Source organism: Microbacterium sp. LWH13-1.2 (assembly GCF_038397735.1).
Lineage (GTDB): Bacteria > Actinomycetota > Actinomycetes > Actinomycetales > Microbacteriaceae > Microbacterium.
Genome location: NZ_CP151635.1, coordinates 3,724,592 through 3,746,239, shown reverse-complemented (window position 1 = coordinate 3,746,239; position 21,648 = coordinate 3,724,592). Strand labels below are relative to the sequence as shown.

The 21,648-nt window shown below is 68.8% G+C and carries 23 protein-coding genes; 6 read left to right on the top strand and 17 right to left on the bottom strand.

Annotated elements, in window-relative coordinates; all coding sequences use genetic code 11:
- Positions 1 to 53 precede the first annotated feature (53 nt).
- The gene (locus MRBLWH13_RS18140) at positions 54 to 1,064 is read left to right on the top strand and encodes a LacI family DNA-binding transcriptional regulator (RefSeq protein WP_341956294.1); all 1,011 of its coding nucleotides are present in this window, start codon (positions 54 to 56) and stop codon (positions 1,062 to 1,064) included.
- Between the two features lie 85 nt (positions 1,065 to 1,149).
- Here MRBLWH13_RS18140 and nhaA read toward each other — a convergent pair whose 3' ends face one another.
- The 3 genes from nhaA to MRBLWH13_RS18125 all read right to left on the bottom strand — a co-directional run bounded on the left by nhaA (position 1,150) and on the right by MRBLWH13_RS18125 (position 3,038).
- Entirely contained in the window at positions 1,150 to 2,424 is a 1,275-nt protein-coding gene (nhaA, locus tag MRBLWH13_RS18135; RefSeq protein ID WP_341956293.1) for a Na+/H+ antiporter NhaA, read from the bottom strand.
- 66 nt (positions 2,425 to 2,490) lie between these two features.
- A complete protein-coding gene (locus tag MRBLWH13_RS18130) occupies positions 2,491 to 2,664 on the bottom strand; it encodes a hypothetical protein (protein ID WP_164481742.1) in 174 nt (57 codons plus the stop codon).
- A gap of 32 nt (positions 2,665 to 2,696) precedes the next feature.
- Positions 2,697 to 3,038, bottom strand: a complete 342-nt coding sequence (locus MRBLWH13_RS18125) for a metalloregulator ArsR/SmtB family transcription factor (protein ID WP_341956292.1) — start codon at positions 3,036 to 3,038, stop codon at positions 2,697 to 2,699.
- A gap of 83 nt (positions 3,039 to 3,121) precedes the next feature.
- On the opposite strand from MRBLWH13_RS18125, the gene MRBLWH13_RS18120 reads away from it, so the two are divergent.
- Both MRBLWH13_RS18120 and MRBLWH13_RS18115 read left to right on the top strand, forming a co-directional pair.
- Positions 3,122 to 4,456 carry an NAD(P)-binding domain-containing protein gene (locus tag MRBLWH13_RS18120; RefSeq protein ID WP_341956291.1) on the top strand — a complete coding sequence of 445 codons (1,335 nt, stop codon included), beginning with the start codon at positions 3,122 to 3,124 and terminating at the stop codon, positions 4,454 to 4,456.
- Positions 4,453 to 4,860, top strand: coding sequence for an arsenate reductase ArsC (locus MRBLWH13_RS18115; RefSeq protein WP_341956290.1), 408 nt, complete (start codon positions 4,453 to 4,455; stop codon positions 4,858 to 4,860). Before MRBLWH13_RS18120 ends, MRBLWH13_RS18115 begins: the two co-directional genes overlap by 4 nt.
- Positions 4,861 to 4,995: 135 nt before the next feature.
- On the opposite strand, the gene MRBLWH13_RS18110 is transcribed toward MRBLWH13_RS18115, so the two are convergent.
- From MRBLWH13_RS18110 to fdxA, 3 genes are read right to left on the bottom strand one after another with little or no spacing between them, the layout of a single operon-like run.
- Complete coding sequence (locus MRBLWH13_RS18110) at positions 4,996 to 5,625, bottom strand: superoxide dismutase (protein ID WP_341956289.1); 630 nt, start codon at positions 5,623 to 5,625, stop codon at positions 4,996 to 4,998.
- Between the two features lie 10 nt (positions 5,626 to 5,635).
- Positions 5,636 to 6,160 carry a flavin reductase family protein gene (locus tag MRBLWH13_RS18105; protein ID WP_341956288.1) on the bottom strand — a complete coding sequence of 175 codons (525 nt, stop codon included), beginning with the start codon at positions 6,158 to 6,160 and terminating at the stop codon, positions 5,636 to 5,638.
- The gene (gene fdxA / locus MRBLWH13_RS18100) at positions 6,157 to 6,483 is read right to left on the bottom strand and encodes a ferredoxin (protein WP_120494986.1); all 327 of its coding nucleotides are present in this window, start codon (positions 6,481 to 6,483) and stop codon (positions 6,157 to 6,159) included. The genes MRBLWH13_RS18105 and fdxA overlap by 4 nt, the downstream gene beginning before the upstream one ends.
- Positions 6,484 to 6,559: 76 nt before the next feature.
- Here fdxA and soxR point away from each other — a divergent pair, with 76 nt between their 5' ends.
- On the top strand, positions 6,560 to 7,042 hold the full coding sequence (gene soxR / locus MRBLWH13_RS18095; RefSeq protein ID WP_341956287.1) for a redox-sensitive transcriptional activator SoxR: 483 nt from the start codon (positions 6,560 to 6,562) through the stop codon (positions 7,040 to 7,042).
- A 33-nt stretch (positions 7,043 to 7,075) separates the two neighbouring features.
- On the opposite strand, the gene MRBLWH13_RS18090 is transcribed toward soxR, so the two are convergent.
- The 6 genes from MRBLWH13_RS18090 to MRBLWH13_RS18065 all read right to left on the bottom strand — a co-directional run bounded on the left by MRBLWH13_RS18090 (position 7,076) and on the right by MRBLWH13_RS18065 (position 14,913).
- Positions 7,076 to 9,322, bottom strand: a complete 2,247-nt coding sequence (locus MRBLWH13_RS18090) for a glycoside hydrolase family 3 N-terminal domain-containing protein (RefSeq protein ID WP_341956286.1) — start codon at positions 9,320 to 9,322, stop codon at positions 7,076 to 7,078.
- Positions 9,322 to 10,461 (bottom strand): ABC transporter permease, encoded by a 1,140-nt coding sequence (locus MRBLWH13_RS18085; RefSeq protein WP_341956285.1) that lies wholly within the window; start codon positions 10,459 to 10,461, stop codon positions 9,322 to 9,324. Before MRBLWH13_RS18085 ends, MRBLWH13_RS18090 begins: the two co-directional genes overlap by 1 nt.
- Position 10,462: 1 nt before the next feature.
- Positions 10,463 to 11,551, bottom strand: a complete 1,089-nt coding sequence (locus MRBLWH13_RS18080) for an ABC transporter permease (protein ID WP_341956284.1) — start codon at positions 11,549 to 11,551, stop codon at positions 10,463 to 10,465.
- Positions 11,548 to 12,354: an ATP-binding cassette domain-containing protein gene (locus tag MRBLWH13_RS18075; RefSeq protein ID WP_341956283.1), complete on the bottom strand. Its 807-nt coding sequence runs from the start codon at positions 12,352 to 12,354 to the stop codon at positions 11,548 to 11,550. The genes MRBLWH13_RS18080 and MRBLWH13_RS18075 overlap by 4 nt, the downstream gene beginning before the upstream one ends.
- Complete coding sequence (locus MRBLWH13_RS18070) at positions 12,351 to 13,175, bottom strand: ABC transporter ATP-binding protein (protein WP_341956282.1); 825 nt, start codon at positions 13,173 to 13,175, stop codon at positions 12,351 to 12,353. Before MRBLWH13_RS18070 ends, MRBLWH13_RS18075 begins: the two co-directional genes overlap by 4 nt.
- Before the next feature lie 73 nt (positions 13,176 to 13,248).
- Entirely contained in the window at positions 13,249 to 14,913 is a 1,665-nt protein-coding gene (locus tag MRBLWH13_RS18065) for an ABC transporter substrate-binding protein (protein WP_341956281.1), read from the bottom strand.
- Positions 14,914 to 15,080: 167 nt separating this feature from the next.
- On the opposite strand from MRBLWH13_RS18065, the gene MRBLWH13_RS18060 reads away from it, so the two are divergent.
- Positions 15,081 to 15,728 (top strand): TetR/AcrR family transcriptional regulator, encoded by a 648-nt coding sequence (locus MRBLWH13_RS18060; RefSeq protein ID WP_341956280.1) that lies wholly within the window; start codon positions 15,081 to 15,083, stop codon positions 15,726 to 15,728.
- Between the two features lie 10 nt (positions 15,729 to 15,738).
- Positions 15,739 to 16,953, top strand: a complete 1,215-nt coding sequence (locus MRBLWH13_RS18055) for an amidohydrolase (protein ID WP_341956279.1) — start codon at positions 15,739 to 15,741, stop codon at positions 16,951 to 16,953.
- Positions 16,954 to 16,965: 12 nt separating this feature from the next.
- On the opposite strand, the gene MRBLWH13_RS18050 is transcribed toward MRBLWH13_RS18055, so the two are convergent.
- The 5 genes from MRBLWH13_RS18050 to modA form a co-directional block, all read right to left on the bottom strand.
- Entirely contained in the window at positions 16,966 to 17,565 is a 600-nt protein-coding gene (locus tag MRBLWH13_RS18050) for a hypothetical protein (RefSeq protein ID WP_341956278.1), read from the bottom strand.
- 153 nt (positions 17,566 to 17,718) lie between these two features.
- Positions 17,719 to 18,804, bottom strand: coding sequence for a GTP 3',8-cyclase MoaA (moaA, locus tag MRBLWH13_RS18045; RefSeq protein WP_341956277.1), 1,086 nt, complete (start codon positions 18,802 to 18,804; stop codon positions 17,719 to 17,721).
- A 219-nt stretch (positions 18,805 to 19,023) separates the two neighbouring features.
- Positions 19,024 to 20,079: an ABC transporter ATP-binding protein gene (locus tag MRBLWH13_RS18040; protein ID WP_341956276.1), complete on the bottom strand. Its 1,056-nt coding sequence runs from the start codon at positions 20,077 to 20,079 to the stop codon at positions 19,024 to 19,026.
- Positions 20,076 to 20,864: a molybdate ABC transporter permease subunit gene (modB, locus tag MRBLWH13_RS18035; RefSeq protein ID WP_341956275.1), complete on the bottom strand. Its 789-nt coding sequence runs from the start codon at positions 20,862 to 20,864 to the stop codon at positions 20,076 to 20,078. The genes MRBLWH13_RS18040 and modB overlap by 4 nt, the downstream gene beginning before the upstream one ends.
- Positions 20,861 to 21,646 carry a molybdate ABC transporter substrate-binding protein gene (gene modA, locus MRBLWH13_RS18030; RefSeq protein ID WP_341956274.1) on the bottom strand — a complete coding sequence of 262 codons (786 nt, stop codon included), beginning with the start codon at positions 21,644 to 21,646 and terminating at the stop codon, positions 20,861 to 20,863. The genes modB and modA overlap by 4 nt, the downstream gene beginning before the upstream one ends.
- Positions 21,647 to 21,648 lie beyond the last annotated feature (2 nt).

Below are 21,648 nucleotides of genomic sequence, written 5' to 3'. Positions count from 1 at the left end.
GCCGCGGCATCCGACGGGGATGCCGCGGCCTCTCCGGCTCAGAGAGGAATCCCATGGCGAGCATCGATGAGGTCGCCCGGCTCGCCGGCGTCTCGACGGCCACGGTCTCGCGCGCCCTGAGCGGCCGAGGCCATGTCTCGGAGTCCGCGCGCCTGCGCGTGCAGGAGGCAGCGTCCGCGCTCGGCTATGTCGTATCGTCCCGGGCGTCGAGTCTGGCATCCGGCCGCACCCGCAACATCGGCGTGGTCGTGCCGTTTCTCGACCGCTGGTTCTTCAGCACCGTGCTGTCGGGGGTGTCGTCAGCGCTGATGCGCGAGGGCTACGACATCACGCTCTACAACATCACCGCCGACAAGGATGTGCGCCGACACGTGTTCGACACGTTCCTGCGCCGCCAGCGGGTGGATGCGGTGATCGCGGTGTCGATCGAGCTCGACGACGACGAGACCCAGTACCTGCTCGACCTCGGCCTGCCGGTGATCGCGATCGGCGGACCGAATCCGAAGCTCGACACCCTCACGGTCGACGACGTCGCGGTCGCCCAGCTCGCGACAGAGCACCTGATCGGCCTCGGTCACCGCGACATCGCGCACATCGGCGCGAACCCCGAGTTCGACATCGACTTCCACATCCCCACGAACCGTCGCCTCGGCTTCGAGAAGGCGCTGGCGAAGGCGGGCATCCCGCTGAATCACGCCTTCCTCGAGCCGGCCGACTTCACGGTCGAGGGCGGATACCGAGCCGCGAAGCAGCTGCTCGGTCGCCCCGGTCCTCGCCCGACCGCCGTGTTCGCGGCGTCGGACGAGATGGCGATCGGCGCCCTGCTCGCGGCGCGCGACCTCGGCTTCGCGGTGCCGGAAGACCTCTCGATCGTCGGCATCGACGGCCACGAGCTCGGCGAGTTCTTCCGCCTCACGACCGTCGACCAGTTCCCCCTCGGCCAGGGCGAGCGAGCGGCCGATGCCGTGCTCGCCAAGCTCGCCGAGGGCGACGCCGCCGGCATCCCCGCGGCACTCCCCTACGAGCTGAACGTCCGAGGGACCACCGCGCGACTGGTCGGCTAGCCTCGGAGCATCCCTCGCGGCGGCTCCGACCGAGGGGACGCTTCGGTCCACCGCGGGTGGCAGCTGTGAGCTCGGCCGTTCGTCATCAGACGCCCAGCTGCGACCGGCGCGCGAGCGCGTTGCGTCTGGCGAGCACGAGCCCGCCGAGGATCGCCGCGAGCAGAGAGCCGACGAGCACGCCGATCTTGACGTGTTCGTCGGCGACCGAACTCGACCCGTAGGCGAGTTCACCGACGAGCAGCGAGACGGTGAATCCGATCCCCGCGAGGAACGCCATTCCCGCGAGGTCGGGCCAGCGAAGAGTCGCGTCGAGACGCAGAGCCGGCACACGGCTGAGCAGGAAAGTGGTCGCGAGGATCCCGATCGGCTTGCCCAGCACGAGCCCGACGATGATGCCGATCGCGATGGGGTCGGTCAGGGCCGAGCGGAGTCCTTCGAGACCGCCGATCGTGACGCCCGCCGCGAAGAAGGCGAAGACCGGAACCGCGAACAGTGTCGCCACGACACCCCAGCGGTCTGCGAAGTGCGGCGCCATGCCGTCATACAGAGGCTCACCGTTCGCGTCCTCGCCCGCGCGCACCCGCGCACGCTCGGACGGCAGCACCGGCACCACGAATCCGAGAAGCACGCCGGCGACCGTGGCGTGCACGCCTGCGGCATGGATGCAGACCCACACCGCCACCGCGAGCGGCAGCAGGATCCACCACGCGCGCACCCCCCGCTGCACGAGGAAAGCGAATCCGGCGAGCGGGAGCAGGGCGAGGGCGAGCCACGGGAAGCTGATCGTGTCGGTGTAGAACGTCGCGATGATCGTGATGGCGATGAGGTCGTCGATGATCGCCAACGTCAGCAGGAAGACGCGCAGGGCGGGAGGCAGGAACTTGCCGACCACTGCGATCACCGCGACCGCGAAGGCGATGTCGGTCGCGGTCGGAATCGCCCAGCCGCGCAGTGCGTCGCCGTCTCCCCCGTTGATCACCGCGAAGATGACGGCGGGCACGATGACGCCGCCGACAGCCGCGGCGATCGGCAGCGCCGCCTGACGCGGATCGCGCAGGCGGCCGGTGACGAACTCCTCTTTCAGCTCGAGGCCGACGACGAAGAAGAAGATCGCCAGCAGTCCGTCGGCCGCCCAGGCTCCGACGCTGAGGTCGAGGTGCAGCTCGGGGATGCCGAAGGTGAAGTCGCGCACGGACTCGTACCATGACACCGCGGGGGTGTTGGCGAGGATCAGGGCCGCGACGGTGGCGGCGAGCAGGAGCGACCCGCCGAGGACGTCACTTCGGGCGTTGGAGCGGATGCCCCGCCACAGCTCGTGCGGAGCCAGACGCAGGCGGGGACGGGTGGGAGAAGGGGACACGGCAAGACCTCACGCGGAAGAAGGAGTGGATGGCGCAGGAGACCACCGCCCCGAGTGAGGCGTGGTCTAGTCGCGTGGCGGCGGGCAGCCCGCGATCTCGCCGTGCGAGAGGGTGCCCCACACACTGGTCCAACCGTTCGTGCCCGGGTGCATCACGACGCGCATCCATTCCTTCATCGGCGTCGCCGAGCGCAGCTCATGCGGAGCACGCGCCGAACCGGCGATCGAGAGGAGGGCCATACGACCAGCCTATCCGGCAGCGCCTGAGGAATTCAGACGTCGCGCAGCGCATCCCCTGCTGCATCGAGAGCACCGTCTGCCAGTGCGAAGTACGCCCATTTCCCGCGCTGCTCACGAGTGACGAGGCCCGCGTCGGCGAGCAGCTTCATGTGGTGCGAGACGGTGCCCTGCGAGAGGCCGACGGGGCCGGTGAGATCGCAGATGCAGGCCTCTCCGCCCTCAGCCGATGAGATCAGCGACAGCAGGCGGATCCGCGTCGGGTCGCCGAGAGCCTTGAACAGACGGGCGATGCGCTCGGCCTCGGCGAGGGGCAGAGCGGATGCTGTTCCCGGCGCGCAGCAGCTGGTCTCAGCGATGGTCACCGGAAGCGTCATGCCGACATCCTCTCACGTATTGACATTCTTCGATACGTGAGTGACGCTTCTCATATTGAAGTTTTTCGATCTGAGGAGATGTGATGTCCGAGCTTCCTGTCGTCGTCATCGGAGCGGGCCCCCAGGGACTGGCCGCAGCGGCGCACCTCGTCGAACGGGGCGAGAACGTCGTCGTCGTCGAACGCGGGGTCGGCGCCGCCGCCGCAGTCTCCGAGTGGGGGCATGTGCGCCTCTTCTCCGCGTGGCCGGAGCTCACGGACGCCGCCGCCCGTCGCCTGCTCGAGCCGACCGGATGGAGCGCGCCTGCCTCGGGATACCCGACCGGGGCGGAGTGGGTGAGCGACTATCTGGCTCCCCTCGCCGATGCTCTGGGCGAGCGGATCCGCTACGCGACGTCCGTCACCGGGGTCGCCCGCCAGGGCCGCGACAAGGTCGTCGACGCAGGGCGCAAGAGCCAGCCGTTCGTCGTGCACACGGTCGATGCCGACGGTAACGAATCCCGACTTCTCGCCCGCGCGGTGATCGACGCGAGCGGTACGTGGGATCTTCCCAATCCGGCCGGGGCGGACGGGTTCCCGGCCCTCGGCGAGCGAGCGGCATCCGACCTCATCACCTACCGCATCCCTGCCGACGTCTCGGATCTCGCGGGTTCGCACATCGTCGTGGTCGGGGCGGGGCACTCCGCCACGCATGCCGTGCTGCGCCTGAGTGAGCTGGCCCGCCGATCGCCGGGGACGCGCGTCACCTGGGTGCTTCGCCGCGGGAGTGCCGCAAACGTCTTCGGCGGCGGCAGCGGAGACGAGCTGCCTGAGCGCGCCGCACTCGGCTCCCGCGCACGCAAGGTGATCGACGACGGGGTCGTGGATCTCGTGACAGGGTTCCGGGTCGCCGAGTTCCGCCGAACCGACGAGGGCGTGACGATCGTCGCAGAAGACGGGCGAGAGGTGTCGTCCGTCGGGCGGGTGTTCGCACTGACGGGCTTCCGGCCCGACACCGGGATTCTTCGAGAGGTGCGGATAGACCTCGACGTCACGCTCGAGGCCGTCGCCGGCATCGCTTCGGAGATCGACCCGAACATCCACTCCTGCGGCTCTGTGGCGGCGACCGGCGCACGCCAGCTCACCCAACCCGAGCCGGGACTGTTCATCGTCGGGGCCAAGTCGTATGGCCGCGCCCCGACATTCCTCGCCCTGACCGGGTACGAGCAGGTGCGCAGCGTCGCGGCCCACCTCGTCGGGGACCATGAGGGCGCCGCCCGCAACGAACTCTCGCTGCCTGCTACGGGCGTGTGCGGGGGATCCGGAGACTTCGAAGACAACGCGGGCAGCTGCTGTGCTGCGCCCGCGACGATCCAGATCGGAAGGACGCCCTCGATCGCCCTCAGCCCCGCCCGCTCACTTACCCTGGAGACATCATGACGACCACCAGCATCCCCTCCGTCCTCTTCGTGTGCGTGCACAACGCGGGACGCTCGCAGATGGCGGCCGGGTTCCTCCGGGACTTCGCGGGCGACCGCATCGAGGTCCGCTCGGCCGGCTCGATGCCGGCCGACCAGATCAACCCGATCGCGGTCGAGGCGATGGGCGAGCTCGGCATCGACATCACCGCCGAGCAGCCCAAGGTGCTCACGACCGAGGCCGTGCAGGCATCCGATGTCGTCATCACGATGGGATGCGGCGACGCCTGCCCGTTCTTCCCCGGCAAGCGCTACGAGGACTGGAAGCTCGACGATCCGGCTGGCCAGGGCATCGACTCCGTGCGACCGATCCGCGACGAGATCCGCCGCCGCATCGAGGCGCTCGCGGGCGAGCTGCTCGCCTGACGCGGCCGGCACCGGCGCCGGCATACACGTCACGAATGGCTGGGGATTCCCCGCTGGGCCGGCCGATGCCGTGGCATCCGCCGGCCCGGCGGGATTCCGTCAGCCGAATGAACAGCCGAACGGGAGGCGAGCAGGTCAGCGGGCGACGATGAGCCCTGCGGTCTTCTCCTGCACGGCAGCGAAGCGGCGCTGCACGTCTGCCCAGTTGACGAGCTCCCAGAACGCCTTGACGTAGTCGGCGCGCACGTTGAGGTAGTCGAGGTAGTACGCGTGCTCCCAGACGTCGAGCTGCAGCAGCGGCGTGACACCGAGCGGCGCGTTGCCCTGCTGGTCGAACAGCTGGAAGATGACGGGTCGCGCTCCGACGCTGTCCCAGGCGAGAACGGCCCAGCCCGAGCCCTGCACGCCGAGCGCGGTCGCCGTGAAGTGCGCGCGGAAGGCGTCGATCGAACCGAAGGCATCGGTCAGCGCCGCCTCGAGTTCTCCTTCGGGGTTGCCGCCGCCGTCGGGAGACAGGTTCTCCCAGAACACCGAGTGGTTGATGTGTCCGCCGAGGTTGAAGGCGAGGTCCTTCTCGAGCTTGTTCACCGCGGCGAAGTCGTTCGAGTCCCGGGCCGCAGCCAGCTGCTCGAGGGCCGTGTTGGCACCTGTGACATAGGCCTGGTGGTGCTTCGAGTGGTGCAGCTCCATGATCGTGCCCGAGATGTGCGGGGCGAGTGCCGAGTAGTCGTACGGCAGCTCGGGGAGGGTGTACAGAGTGGTCATGCTGTTCCTTTCAGTCGTTCTGATCGGTGGGGAGTGAGTGGAATCGGCGGTCGAGGTAGACGAGCGGTCGCCCCGGCCGCCCGAGCAGCACCTCGTCGATCTCGGCGACCACGACGGTCGACGAGCCGACGGCGACCGTCGACATCGTGTGACCGCGCATCGCGGCGCGCGCCTCGGCGAGGTACGGCTCACCGGTCGGAAGGGTGCTCCAGCCCTGTTCGGGCGTGAAGCGGTCGGCGCCGCTCACCGCGAAGCTCTGCGCGAGGGCCGAGTGCTCGTCGTCGATCAGGTGCACGACGAACGACTCGGCGTTGAGGATCGAGCCGGCGCTGCCGGTGGCCCTGGTCACCGAGAACACGATCGCCGCGGGGTCGACCGCGACGGATGCGACGCTCGACGCCGTGAGGCCGACCGGTCCTGCGGGAGTCATCGCGGTGATGATCGCGACCCCTGCCGGATGCGCGCGGAACGCGGCTTTGAGCCCTTCACCGACCTCGGAGGGAACGGGGGCTGCGGGGTGGGACTGACTGCTCATTCGGGTGCCTCCTGGGGCGGAAGGGCTGTGATGATCGGATGATCGCGCTCGATGACGCCGAGCTTGGCGGCACCACCGGGGGATCCCATCTCGTCGAAGAACTCGACGTTGGCCTTGTAGTAGTCCTGCCACTCGTCAGGCAGGTCATCCTCGTAGTAGATCGCCTCGACGGGGCAGACGGGTTCGCACGCGCCGCAGTCGACGCATTCGTCCGGGTGGATGTACAGCGAGCGCTCGCCCTCATAGATGCAGTCAACCGGGCATTCGTCGATGCACGCACGGTCCTTGACATCGACGCAGGGCAGCGCGATCACATAGGTCATCGGTCACTTCCTGTCGCGGTCACATCTGCAAACGTAAGACCTCAAGTACGCTTGAGGTCAAATCGAGGAGGTCCGGATGACCGCAGAGACAGATTCCGATCGGGCCGTCCACGGCCCCGACGAACCGCTGACGATCGGTGAGATGAGCAGGCGCACCGGCGTCGCGCCCTCGGCGCTGCACTTCTACGAGAGCCTCGGACTCATCGCGTCGACGCGCACTGCCGGAAATCAGCGCCGTTACGCGCGTCACATGCTGCGGCGGGTCTCGCTCATCACGGTGGCGAAGCGCCTCGGCATCCCCCTCTCCGACGTGCAGCACGCATTCGCCGACGTGCCCCTGACCGAGACCCCGAGTCATGCCGACTGGCAGCGCGCGTCGAGGCGCTGGAAGCGCGAGCTCGAGAAACGCCGCGAGGGGATCGAGCGTCTCGAGCGCGAACTCACCGGATGCATAGGCTGCGGCTGTCTGTCGATGAAGGCGTGCGGCCTGCTCAACCCCGACGACGCTCTCGGCAGCCAGGGCGCAGGGCCCCAGCGCCTGCGTGACGAGGACGCCTGAGCGTCCTCGTCACGACGTGATTCAGAGGTCGATTCAGGAAACCGTGAACGCGGCGCTCAGCAGCGCGTCGTCACGCGAGCTCGAGCCCACGAGCAGCTCGAACGCACCCGACTCCACGAGGCGGATGCCGGCGGCATCCACGATCGAGCAGTCGGCGACGGGCAGGTCGAGGCGCACGCGCACGGACTCCCCCGGCGCGACGTCGACCTGGCGGTAGGTCTTGAGCTCCTTGTCCGCCCAGCTGACACTCGTGACGGAGTCGCGCACGTAGACCTGCACGGTCTCGCGTGCGGGTCGTGAACCCGTGTTCGTGACCGTCACCTCGGCGACGATCGTGTCGTCGTGGCCGAGCCGATCGGACGCGAGCTCCAGGTCGCCGTACACGACCGTCGAGTACGACAGCCCCTCGCCGAACGCCCAGGCCGGAGACTGGGTGAGATCGGCGTAGCGGTCGCCGTGCTGTCCGCGGATCTGGTTGTAGTAGGTCGGCTGCTGGCCGACGTGGCGGGCGAACGAGATCGGCAGGCGGCCTGACGGCTCGACGGCACCCGAGATGATCTCGGCGAGCGCCCGGCCACCCTGCATGCCGGGATTGGCAGCCCAGATGACGGCGGCGGCCTGCGAGGCGGATGCCGGAAGCACCAGCGGCTTGGATGCGAGCAGCACGATCACCACGGGCTTCCCCGTCGCGATCAGCGCGTCGAGCAGGGCGTTCTGCCCGCCGATCAGTTCGAGCGTCGCGGTCGATCGCCCTTCACCGACGAGCTCGATGCGGTCTCCGACCACGGCGACGACGACGTCGGACGCCTCAGCCGCGGCGACAGCCTCGGCGATGAGCACGTCGTCAGCCGGCGCCGGCACGACGACCGAGGGTCGAGGCTGACCGTCGGGGAACTTCGAACCGCGAGGGTCGTCCTCGAGAGTGAGGATCTCGGCGCCGCGGGCACGCGTGACCGACCATCCGTCGACGCCCGCAAGGCCGTCGAGCACGGTCGTGATCATCTCGCGCGGCTGTCCGTCGAGCCAGCCGGCCTGACCGGAGCCCCCCGCCCAGTCACCGAGTTGCGTCTGGGCGTCGTCGGCGAGCGGACCCACCACGGCGACCTTCAGGTCTGCCGCGGCGTCGAGCGGCAGCACGCCGTCGTTCTCGAGCAGCACGATCGAGCGGCGCGCCGTCTCGAGGTTGAGCTGTGCGTGTGCGGCGCTGCCGACTACGGCATCCAGGTCGTCCTGCGGCAGGCGGGGGTTCTCGAAGAGTCCGAGCTCGAACTTGAGGGTGAGGATGCGGGCCACGGCGTCGTCGAAGGCGTCCTCCGCGAGGAGACCGTTCGATACCGCCTCGAGCGCACCCTCGAAGAAGCCGGGGGTGTTCATGACCATGTCGTTGCCCGCGGTCACGGCGGCGGCCGAGGCGTGCGCGTAGTCGGGCTGCACCTGCTGCTCCCACACCATGCGACCGACGTTGTCCCAGTCGGTGATGAGCGTGCCGGTATAGCCCCACTCGCCGCGCAGCACGTCGCTCAGCAGCCAGTCGTTGACCGTGATCGGCACGCCATCGGTGGTCTGGTAGCCGAGCATGAACGTGCGGCATCCCTCGCGGGCGACGCGCTCGAACGGCGGCAGGAACCATGACCGCAGCTTGCGCCGCGAGATGTCGGCCTCGCTCGCGTCGCGCCCGCCCTGCGTCTCGGAGTAGCCGGCGAAGTGCTTGGCCGTCGCGAGGATCGCGGTCGGGTCGTCGAGGCCGTCGCCCTGGTATCCGCGCACCATCGCCGAGGCGAGTTCGCCGATCAGGAACGGGTCTTCACCGAACGTCTCGTCGATACGGCCCCAGCGCAGGTCGCGCGCGATGCACAGCACCGGAGAGAAGGTCCAGTGGATGCCGGTCGACGCGACCTCGACAGCGGTGGCCCTGGCCACCTTCTCGACGAGCTCGGCGTCCCAGGTCGCGGCCATGCCGAGCTGGGTCGGGTAGATGGTCGCACCGGGCCAGAACGAGTGGCCGTGGATGCAGTCCTCGCCGACCAGCAGCGGGATGCGCAGCCGGGTCTGGGAGGTCAGCTCGTTGGCGCGGATGATGCGCTCGGGCGAGGTGTGCAGGATCGAGCCGACGTGCTTTCCGAGCACGTGATCGTCGAGGTCGTCACGGGCGTCGAGCTGCAGCATCTGCCCGATCTTCTCCTCGACCGTCATGCGATCGAGGAGGTCGGCGACGCGTGCCGCGATCGGCAGTTCGGGGTCGAGGTACGGCAGGGATTCGGTCAGGGTCTGAGAGGTCATCACTCGGCGTTCTGTGTCTTCGTATCGGTCTTCGTGCTGTGTGTCTTCGTATGGCTCGTCGTCGCTGTCGCCGCGCTCTGCACGGTACCCGAGTCGGTCGTGGGTACGCTCCGCACCGCCGTCACCGGGTCGTTCACGTTGAGGCCCTTCTTCTTCATCGCGCGGGCGCGCTCACCCGCCGACCGCAGCCTCGGGTTGACGTACTCGTCGATGCCGAAGTTGATGAGCGACAGAGCCACGCCGATGATCGCGATGCAGAGACCTGCCGGCACGTACCACCACCACAGCCGCGGGAACGCGCCGTTCTGCTGCGCCCAGAACAGGATCGTGCCCCAGTTGAGGTTGCTCACCGGGATCACGCCGATGAAGGCGAGAGTCGTGAGACCGAGGATGGCCGCGGTGACGGTGCCGACGAAGCTCGACGCGATCAGCGCCATGAGGTTCGGGAGCATCTCGACCGTGATGATGCGGTGCAGCGGCTCGCCGTTGGCGCGGGCCGCCTGGATGAAGTCGCGGTTGCGCAGCGACATGGTCTGCGCCCGCAGCACGCGCGCACCCCAGGCCCATCCAGTGAGGCCCAGCACGGCGGCGATCACGATCAGCGGCGGGTTCTCGAACTGCGAGGCCACGATGATGATCAGCGGGATGCCGGGGATCACGAGGAACACGTTCGTGAGCGCCGACAGCGACTCGCTCTTCCACCCGCGGACGTAGCCGGCGATGACGCCGATCGTGATCGCGATGATCGTCGCGATGATCGCCGAGAGGAAGCCGACCACGACGACGCCGCGGGTGCCGAAGATGAGCTGGCTCAGCACGTCCTCGCCCATGTGGGTGGTGCCGAGCCAGTGGTCGAGCGACGGCGGCTGGCGGAGCGCCGTGCGGTCCTTCTGCGTGGCCCCGTAGGGCGCGAGCAGCGGCGCGAAGATCGCGATCAGCACGAACACCCCGAGGATGATCAGGCCGGCGATCGACTTGGGGTTGCGGAACATCGCGAACGCCTGCACCAGCTGCGACCAGAAGGTCTTGCGCGTCGGCGTGACGTCGCTCGCGGTGCGGAACGTCGCGGTCTCCGGCATCCCGGTGGGGATGGCGCTGCCGTCGGGCGCCGTGGTGTCGGTCGAAGTGGGAACGCTCATGTCAGGCCTCCGTCTGGCGCGTGCGCGGGTCGAGGTACGCGTAGACGACGTCCGCCAGGATGTTGGCGACCAGCACCGACAGGGTGATCACCAGGAACACCCCCTGCATCAGGGCGAAGTCCTTCGCGTTGGTGGCATCGAGCAGCAGCTTGCCGACGCCGGGGTAGCTGAAGACCATCTCCATGACGATCGTGCCGCCGACGATGAAGCCGATAGACAGCGCGAAGCTCTGGATCTGCGGCAGCACGGCATTGCGGGCGGCGTATGCCCACAGCACGCGCTTGTTCGGCATTCCCTTGGCCTGCGCCACCGTGATGTAGTCCTCGTCGAGCACCGTGAGCATCATGTTGCGCATGCCCAGCATCCAGCCGCCGAGCGACGCGATGATGATCGTGACGGCCGGCAGGGTGCCGTGCACGATCACCTGACCGATGAAGTCGAAGCTCCACTCGGGCGATTGCCCCTTGTCGTAGGCGTGCGATGACGGGAACCACTTCAGGGTCGACGAGAAGATCGCGATCGCGATGAGCCCGAGCCAGAAGTACGGGATGGTGTTGAAGAACGTCGTGATCGGGATGAGCGCGTCGAGCCTGCTGCCGCGCTTCCAGCCGACGATCGCGCCGCCCACCGTGCCGAGCATGAACGAGATGATCGTCGCGAGACCGACGAGACCGAGCGTCCACGGGAGGGCGGATGCCAGCACCTCCGACACCGGCCGCAGACCGTGCAGCGTCGAGATGCCGAGGTCACCGCGGAACAGCATCGCCCAGTAGTCGAGGTACTGCTGCCACATCGACTTGTCGGTGTCGATGCCGAGCAGAGCGCGCAGCGAGTCCGCCGCCTCCGGGCTGATGTTGCGGTTGCGGGCGAGGTACGAGCTGACCGCGTCGCCCTTCATGAACCGCGGCAGGAAGAAGTTGATCGTGATGGCGGCCCACAGCGTGAACAGGTAGAAGCCCGCCCGACCGGCGAAGAACCGCCACGGCACGAGGGCGCGCCCCTTCTGCGCGGTGGTCGCGGTGGTGCCGACCTCGAGCGCGTCGCGGCTCTCCTGGTCGATCTGACCCAGATCGGGGGATGCGGTGGTCACTGTGCACCTCCGTGCGAGCCGGCCGTCGCGAAGTGCTTGTCGGGGTCGGGAGAGGCCGCCCGCAGTTCGCGCGTGTAGGGGTCCTGAGGGTTGAGGATGACGTCGTCGGCATCGCCGTACTCGACGACTCGACCCTGATTGAGCACCATGATCTTGTCGCTGAAGTGGCGTGCGGTGGCGAGGTCGTGGGTGATGTACAGAACGCCGAGACCCTCTTCGCGCTGCAGGTCGGCGAGCAGGTTCAGCACCCCGAGGCGGATCGACACATCGAGCATCGACACCGGCTCGTCGGCGACGAGCAGCGACGGGCGGGACGCGAGCGCACGGGCGATCGCCACACGCTGACGCTGACCGCCCGAGAGCTCATGCGGGCGGCGGTCGATCACGGCATCCGCGTCGAGCCGCACGCGCTCGAGCAGGCGCCGCACCTCGGCTTCGGTCTCCTTCTTCGGCACGACGTCGTCGAGGCGGATCGGTCGTTCGATGTGGTACCTGATCGAGTGGTACGGGTTGAGCGACGCGAACGGATCCTGGAACACCATCCGCAGCTGCTGACGGTACTTCCGCAGTCCCCTGCCGCGCCGAGGGATCGGCTTGCCGTCGAGGCGCACCTCTCCTGTCGTGGGCGTCTCGAGCTGGGTGAGGATCTTCGCGATCGTCGATTTTCCGCTTCCGGACTGACCGACCAGGCCGATGGTCTGCCCGGAGGTCAGGGTGAAGCTGACGTCGTCGAGCGCCTTGAGCTGACCGGCTCCGCGGACGTTGTAGGTCTTGGTGACATGGGAGAACTCGAGAGTGGTCATCGGGTCAGCACTCCTCGCGCGCCGGTGAGACGGGGGAACGACGAGAGCAGCGTCTTCGTGTAGTCGTTCTGCGGATCGGTCCAGATCTGCTCGGCGGAGGCGAGCTCGACGATCTCTCCCTCGCGCATGATCGCGATGCGGTCGCTGATCTCGAGCAGCAGGGGGAGGTCGTGCGTGATGAAGATCACCGAGAAGCCGAACTCGCGACGCAGCTGCGAGATCTGCTTGAGGATCTCTCGCTGCACCAGCACGTCGAGTGCGGTGGTCGGCTCGTCCATGACCATGAGCTGCGGGCGGAGGGCGAGGGCCATCGCGATCATGACACGCTGGCGCATGCCGCCGGACAGCTCGTGCGGGAACGAGCGGGTGCGCTGACGCCCCACCTTGACGATCTCGAGGAGCTCTTCGGCCTCGGCACGACGCTGGCGGCGAGTCATGTCGGGCCGGTGGATCTCGAAGACGTCCTCGAGCTGCGACCCGATCGTGGCGACGGGGTTGAGCGCGTTCATCGCCCCCTGGAACACCATCGAGACCTTGTCCCAGCGGAACTTCTGCATCGCGTCGACGTCGAGGGCGTTGATGTCGATGTCGACGCCGGATGCATCGTGGAAGGTCACGCTGCCGCCCGCGATCACGGCCGGTGCCCGCAGCAGGCGCTGCACCCCGTAGGCGAGCGTGGTCTTGCCGCATCCGCTCTCTCCCGCGAGGCCGAGGATCTCGCCTCGCTGCAGTTCGAGCGTCACGTTCTTCACCGCCTCGACGGGCGGATCGACGTCGTACACGACCGAGAAGTCGCGCACGCTGAGCAGGGGTTCTGACATGAGGGGTCCTTCGTCGGTCGGGAGGTCGGTGGGAGGGGCGGATGCGCGCAGCATCCGCCCCTCCCTGCACTGCTTACTCGGCCGGCTTCAGCTTCGTGAGGATCATCACGATGTTCTGCTGCGTCGGGTCACCCGAGGCGTAGGGGTCGTCCTCGGACGGCCATCCCACGTAGTTGCGGGTGTTGTACTCGCCGAGCAGCGGGTGCGCTCCGAGCGGGATCGCCGGCACCTGGTCGACGAAGATCTGCTCGAGGGTGGTGATCGCCGCGGTGCGCTCCTCGTCCGACGACGCGTTCGCGTAGGTGTTGAGCGCCTCGGTGGCCGCAGGGTCTTCGAAGCGTCCGAAGTTGAATCCTGCGATGCCCTCGGGCGAGATCCAACGCGGGTCCATCGTCGAGGTGTAGAGGCCGTAGGCCGTGCCGCTGTCCTCGAGCCAGTGGATGATGGCCGAGAAGGTGCCCTCGTCGCGGGGTCCGGCCCAGCCGCCCCAGTCGGGCATGTCGATCTTGACCTCGGCGCCGATCGCCTCGGTGATGTCCTCGGCGATGAGTTCCTGCGCCGTGTTCCAGTCGCTCCATCCGGAGGGGACGGAGAGGGTGAACGAGACGGGCGTGCCTTCGGGGTCGACGAGCGCGTCGTCCTTCCAGGTGTAGCCGGCCTCTTCGAGGATCCCGCGCGCCTTCTCGGCGTCGACCGAGTAGTCCTGGCCCTCGAACTCGGGCTGGATCTCGTCTTCGAGGATCGAGGAGAGACCGGTGACGGACCACACCGGCTCGCTGGCACCCTCACGGGCGATGTCGACGTAGGCGTCGCGGTCGATCACCCAGGCGAGGGCCTTGCGGAACGCGACGTCGTCGAACGGCTTCTGCTGCAGGTTCATGAACAGCGTGGCCGACCCGGTGGTCGGAGCGACGAAGAACTTGTTGTGCTCGGGGTCGGCGTCGAGGAACTGCTCCTGGATCTGCGGGATGAACGCCTGTGCCCAGTCGGCCTCGCCCTGCGCGAGCGCGGTGGTGAGCGCCGTGTTGTCGCCGTACGAGACGTAGTGCAGCTCGGGAACGGCGAGGTCGCCACCCCAGTAGTCGTCACGGGCTTCGAGCGTGACCGACTCGGTCGACCAGTTCGACAGCGCGTACGGGCCGGTGCCGACCAGGTCGTCGCCCTTGACCGGGTCGGTCGCGGGCTCGTCGAACTTCTCCCAGATGTGCTTCGGCACGATGGGCACGTGCAGCACGCGGGCCTGGTTGACGTACTTCGACTCCCCGAAGGTGAGCGTGACGGCGTCGCCCTCGACGGTCGCGCCCTCGAACTTGAGTCCGGCGGTGTCGAGCTCGGGCGTCGAGACGAGCTCGTAGGTGAAGACGATGTCGTCGGCGGTGAACGGCTCACCGTCGCTCCAGGTGATGTCCTTGCGGGGCACGACCGTGACCGCGGTGTAGTCGTCGTTCCACTCGATGCTCTCGGCGAGCCAGGGCGTGACCTCGCGGTCGCCGGTCTGGTTCACGAGGCCCAGCGTCTCGAAGATGACCTTGCCGTAGCCGTACTTCGAGGCCGACGAGTCGCCGACGTACGGGTTGTTCGACTCGGTGGTGATCGCACCGTCGGGCTTCGCGATCGTCAGGGCGGCACCGTCTCCGGAGCCGCTGTCGTTCGATCCGCCGGCGGCGCAGCCGGCGAGGGCCGAGATGCTGAGGGCGGAGATCGCCGCGACAGCGATCAGGGACTTTCTGAGCTTCATTGCTTCTCCTTGGGCACGGGTCGTTGTGCTGTGGTGCTGTCGGTGCTCGGGCATCCGACCTGTCTTTGCTTACTGGCGAGAAAGTAAGCTGGTGCGAGGTTACTCGTTGGTAAGTAGAGTTGGCAAGTACGATCCAGTGCAGGATTCTGTGCAGAAGAGGATGGACCATGTCGAAGGATGCTGTAGCTCCCACGTCCGTCCGGCCTGCCACCCGCGAGAAGCGAGAGCAGATCCTCAAAGCCGCCGTCGAGATCTTCGGCAACAAGGGGTCGACCAACGGCACTCTCGCCGACGTCGCGGAGCAGGTGGGCATCACCCACGCCGGCGTGCTGCACCATTTCGGCTCGAAGCAGAAACTGCTGCTCGAGGTCCTCGCCTACCGCGACCAGGCCGACGTGGCCGAGCTCGCCGAGAAGCACATCCCCGGAGGCCCCGAGCTCTTCCTGCACCTGGTGCGCACGGCCATCGCGAACGAGCGACGCCCCGGCATCGTGCAGGCCTACACCGTGCTGTCCTCCGAATCGGTGACAGACAACCACCCCGGTCGCGAGTACTTCGAAGAGCGGTACACGACGCTGCGCCGCGAGGTGACCGACGCGTTCCACCTGCTGTGCGCGCAGGAGGGTGCGACAGAGCCCGACACCGTGGCCACCGCCGCGGCCAGCATCCTCGCCGTCATGGACGGGCTGCAACTGCAGTGGCTGCTGCACCGCGACGTCTTCGACCTGGGCGAGGCGAGCGAGTTCGCGATCCGCGCGATCGTCAACGGCGTGCTGCACCCCGGCCCCACGCTGGAGTCCTACCGCCACGACTAGGCTCGGGGCCATGACGATCGACCTCGAAGCGCTCTACATCGACCTGCACCAGCATCCTGAGCTCTCGTTCCAGGAGACGCGCACCGCCGGCATCGCCGCCGGCCACCTGCGGGATCTCGGCCTCGAGGTGCACGAAGGCATCGGCGTCACGGGAGTCGTCGGCATTCTGCGAAACGGCGACGGTCCGGTCGTCTGGGCGCGCGCCGACATGGACGCACTGCCCGTCGGCGAGGAGACCGGACTCGCCTACGCGAGCACCGCGACCGGCATCGACCCCGCAGGCAACACCGTGCCCGTCATGCACGCCTGCGGTCACGACATGCACGTCACCGCCATGATCGGCGCCGTCGAGAAGCTCGTCGCCGAGAAGGACGACTGGTCGGGAACCGTGGTCGTGCTGATCCAGCCCGCCGAGGAGTACGGAGCAGGCTCCCGCGCCATGCTCGACGCCGGCCTGCGTGACCTCGTGCCGCACCCCGATGTCGTCCTGGGCCAGCACGTCACTCCCCTGCCCGCCGGCACGATCGGCGTACGCCCAGGCACCCAGATGGCGGCATCCGACGGTCTCACCGTCACCCTTCACGGACGCGGCGGACACGGCTCGCGTCCGCACTCGACGATCGACCCCGTGGTGATGGCTGCGGCGACCGTCATGCGCCTGCAGACCATCGCGTCTCGCGAGGTCGACCCGCGCGACGTCGCCGTCGTGACGGTCGGCTCGATCCACGCGGGTCTGAAGAACAACATCATCCCCGCCGAGGCGAAGCTCGAGCTCAGCCTGCGCTACCCGAACGACGAGATGCGCGACAAGGTGCTTGCGAGCGTCGAGCGCATCGTGCGCGCCGAGGCCGCGGCATCCGGCGCCGAGCGCGAGCCCGAGATCCGCACCGACCACACCCTGCCGCCGACGATCAACGATGCGGATGCCACGGCACGCGTCACGTCGGCGCTGCAGCGCGCGCTCGGTGAGGCGTCGGTGATCGACCCCGGCATGTTCACCGGCAGCGAGGACGTGTCCTGGTTCGCCCGCGACACCGGGGCGCCCCTGGTGTTCTGGTTCTGGGGCGGCGTCGATGCGGCGAAGTTCGCTGAGTCAGCGGCGGCCGGCACCCTCGACAAGGACATCCCCACGAACCACTCGCCGTTCTTCGCGCCGGTGATCCACCCGACCATCGAGGTCGGCGTCACCGCGCTGTCGTCGGCCGCGCGCGAGTTCCTCGGCTGACCTCAGGACGCATCAACTGGGTGGGCCCGGAACGCACCCCGGCGGCTCGGAGTTGCCGCTGACGGTGAAGTCTCCGCAGGTCAGGAAGTGCTCCTGGTTCGCGCCGAGCGCGAACGAGGCCACACCGACCGCGACGACCGCGATCACGACGAGGAACCGCCGACCCCTGCTGATGTCTTCGCCGAACTCGGGCCACATGACGCGGGCGAGCACCCAGATCGTGGCGGGCACGCTCAGCAGCGCCACGAAGACGGCCAGAAGGTCGATCACGACCGACAGCACGTCGTCGGAATCGAGGGGCACGAACGACAGCACCAGCCAGAGCGACGGCACCAGCAGGGCGAGCGCCTTGAGCACCCGTGGTCGCCCCCGGGGTTGGAACAGCACGACGATCAGCGCGCCGACCGACGCCGCCCAGACGGTGAGCAGCTGATCGAAGAAGAACGTGCCCCATGCGCCCAGAGTGAACGCCGGCCACCAGACCGCGATGCTCATGGCGATGATGACGACACCCGTCGCGCGGGCGGATGCGTGCGACCTGACGCCGACAGGCACGGGATCGGGGCGGCCGTCGCGGTCGTTGCGCGAGTCGTCGGATGTTGAGCTGCTCACGCGCTCACGGTAACAGCCACCCCGACATCACCGACGTCAGGCGGCGCTGTCGTTCACAATTCAGCATGAGCGGTCGGGATCGGGCCGGATTCGGGCCCTGAGCACGCGGAACGCACGTTCTCTGCTGAACTGTGAACGCAGGTGTGCTGAGACTCAGCCGCCGATGGCGTTCATGCCGCGGGCGGGCTGCAGGAATGACGGGTCGTTGATGGCGTGCCCCGGGAGCTTGCCGTGCACGCACGAGCGCAGCATTGCTCCGATCGCCGCTGCCCGCTGGGCGGGATCGGACGCAGCGGGTCCGCGGAGCGAGTCGATCAGGTCGTACTCGGCGTTCGAGAACAGGCAGTTGCGCAGCTGTCCGTCGGCGGTCAGGCGCAGTCGGTCGCACGCGCCGCAGAAGGGTGCGGTGACCGAGGCGATGACACCGACCTCGTGCGGCCCTCCGTCGATGCGCCACTTCTCGGCCGGCGCACCGCCGCGACCGGGAACGGGCTCGAGGCTCCATCTTGCGCTGAGCTTCTCAAGGATCTCCTCGCGCGTGACCATCGAGGCGCGGTCCCACGTGTGCCCGGCGTCGAGCGGCATCTGCTCGATGAAGCGCAGCTGCGCGCCGACCTCCATCGCGAACGCGACCAGGTCGGGCAGCTCGTCGTCGTTCACACCGCGCATCGCGACGGTGTTGAGCTTGAGCGGGCGGAGCTCGGATGCCGCCGCTGCCGCGATGCCCTCGAACACGTCGTCGATGCGATCCCGGCGAGTGAGGTCGGCGAAGCGCTGACGGTCGACCGTGTCGATGCTGATGTTCAGCCGGTTGAGGCCCGCATCGATCAGCGCGGGCAGGTGCTTCGCCAGCGTGATGCCGTTCGTCGTCATCGCGACCTCGACGGGGCCTTCGTCACCCTCGATCGCCGAGACACGTCGCACCACGTCGACGATGTCGGCGCGCAGCAGCGGTTCACCGCCGGTGAGTCGGAACGTGCGGATGCCGAGCGAAGCGGCGACCTGGGCGACTTCGACGATCTCGTCGGTCGAGAGGATGCTCGTGCGCGCGAGCCATTCGTTGCCCTGCTCGGGCATGCAGTACGTGCAGCGCAGCGAGCAGCGGTCGGTCAGCGAGATGCGCAGGTCGCGGTGCACGCGACCGTGGGTGTCGACGAGTCCGTGCGACGCGGGCGCGGCGGCATCGATGACCGCGGCGCTCGGCGCTCGCATCCCGATCACGACCGGCACAGCCGTCATCGCTCCATCCCTCTCCCCGACATGTTCCGAGACTACCCGCGCCTCCGGCGCCGAGGCCCGTGCAGACACGACGACCGGCATATTGCCAGGTCACAGAGCCGGTCGGCTCAGACGGGACCGCCTGGCCGAGGATCCCCCGCCTGGCTGCATCCGCGGCCGCATCCGATCTGCCATCCGGGATGCCGCCAGCCATCCGGCACAGCGAAAGCTGGGCGCAGCTCAGGGCACCGCGACGAACCGCACCAGGGCCGGGTCCACCCGCAGCCGAATCCGGTCACCGACCGCGACCCCTCCGGCAGCATCCAGCGACAGGTCGACCGCCCCGACATCGGTGTGCGCGCGCATGCCTCCCAGCGTGGGCTCGATGCGCGCGACCACAGCCGGCCACGACTCCGGTCCGGTGTCGGCCACCCGCACATCGCCCGGGCGGAAGACCGCGGCGAGCGCAGCACCATCCGTCGCTGCGAGCGCACGCGACGCAGGATCGGCGCTGGTCAGCAGCACCTCGCCGCTGCGCCACCCTCCCCCACTCGCCGCACCCACCAGGCGATTCACCCCGGCGATCGATGCGACGAAACCGGATGCCGGTGCGGCGAGCACGTCGCGCACCGGCCCCTCCTGCGTCACGCGACCACCCTCGACGACGATCAGCCGGTCGGCGAGCCCGACGGCATCCGCGGCATCGTGCGTGACCGCCACGGTGGTGGTCGAGACGAGCTGGTCGCGCAGCATCCGCCTGATGTCACCGGCCGTCTCGGGGTCCAGTGCGACGAGCGGCTCGTCGAGCAGCACGACGCGAGGGGATGCGGCGAGCGCACGAGCGACCGCGACGCGCTGCTGCTCACCGCCGGACAGCTCGTGCGGCATCCGGTCACCGGAGCCGGGAAGCCCGACCCGTGCGAGCCAGTCGTCAGCGCCTGCGCGGGCAGCACGATTCTCGATGCCCGCAGCGCGCGGACCGAAGGCGACGTTCTCGCCGACCGAGAGATGGGGGAACAGCCTCGGCTTCTGCCCCAGCAGCACGACACCGCGGCGCATCGGCTCGGTCCGCACCCGTGGCTTCGCTACCCGGTCGACGACCCGACCCTCGACGGCGATCTCCCCCCCACCCAGCGGCTCGAGTCCGGCGAGCGCCTGCAGCAGCGTCGACTTGCCCGCACCGCTCGGCCCCATCACGGCGACCGTCTCCCCCGCCTGCACCTGCAGCGAGACATCGACCATGAAGTGCTCCCGCGGCACGACCACGTGAGCGCGCAGGCCATCCCCGGCGCTCATCGCGCAGCCCCTGGCCGCCAGCCCCGTACGAGCAGCAGCACGAGGATCGCGGTGGCGAGCAGCAGCAGCGCCAACGCGACGGCGGCGCCCTGCGTCACACCCGCACCGTTGAAGGCGGTGTAGATCGCGAGCGGCATGGTCTGTGTGACCCCGGGGCGATTGCCGGCGAAGAGCGCAGTGGCTCCGAACTCGCCGATGGCCCGGGCGAAGCACAGCACCACTCCGGCGACGATGCCGGGCGCGGCGAGCGGCAGCGTGATGCGGCGGAGGATCGTCCAGCGTCCGGCGCCCAGAGCCGCCGCCGTGCGCTCGTACTCGACCCCGGAGGTGCGCACGGCACCCTCGACGGCCAGCACCAGGAAGGGCAGCGCCACGAAGGTCTGCGCGAGCACGACGGCCGGAGTGCTGAACGAGAGGCCGAGGCCGCCGAACCACCCCGCTCGTCCGAACAGATAGAGCAGCGCGACGCCGCCGACCATGGGCGGCAGCACGAGCGGAACGGTGACGGCGGCCCTCAGCACGGCGGCGAGACGAGGGCCGGAACGGGCGATCGTCAGAGCCAGCGGCACTCCGATCACGATGCAGAGCACGGTGGCGATGAGACCTGTTCCGAGCGAGAGCAGCAGCGCCGAGCGTGCGGCCTCCGACGTCACGTCGGCGATGAAGGTCGACCACTCGACACGGGCGACCAGAGCCGCGAGCGGGAGGATGAGGAACGCGAGGCCGATCAGCGCGGGGATGGCCAGGGCACGCGGTGCATATCCGCGCGCTGCGGCCGCACTCACGGTGCTCCGAACCCGAAGTCGGCCAGGATGCGCTGCCCCTCGTCTGACCGCACGAAGGCGACGAACGCCTCGGCAGCCGCGGAGTTCGGGGCCTCCGACAGCGCCGCGATCGGATAGTGGTTGACGACCTCGTCGGCGCCGTCCGGCACGATCACCTCGACGTCGTCGCGGCCGATCACATCGGTCGCGTACACGAGCCCGGCATCCGCCTCGGATGCCGCGACCTTGGTGAGCACCGCGGTGACGTTCTGCTCGAGGCTGGCCGCTTCGACCGTGACGCCGGCGTTCGAGAGCAGCGTGGCGGATGCAGCACCGCACGGCACCTCGGGGGCGCACAGCACAGTCGTGACGTCGGCCAGGTCGTCGAGGGTCTCGACGCCGCCGGGGTTGCCGGTCGGCACCGCGATCACGAGAGTGTTCGACGCGAACAGGGTCGGGTCGACCGCGGCATCCTCGAGCTTGTCCATGTTCGCCTCGTCTGCCGAGGCGAACACGTCGGCCGGGGCGCCCTCGAGCAGCTGGGTGACCAGCGTCGACGAGCCGTCGTACACGCCGCTGACGTCGACATCGGGGTTCGCCTCGGTGAACGCCGCGCCGATCTCGTCGAACGCACCGGAGAGCGAGGCGGCCGCGTAGACCGTCAGCTCCCCGCTCACGGTGCTCTCGGCCGCATCGCCAGTGGCGGTCGGCGTCGGCGACTCGGCACCAGCAGCGCACCCCGTGAGGGCGAGAGCGGCGGCGGTCAGGACCACCGTGACGGCGCGGCGGAGAGTGCGGTTCATGG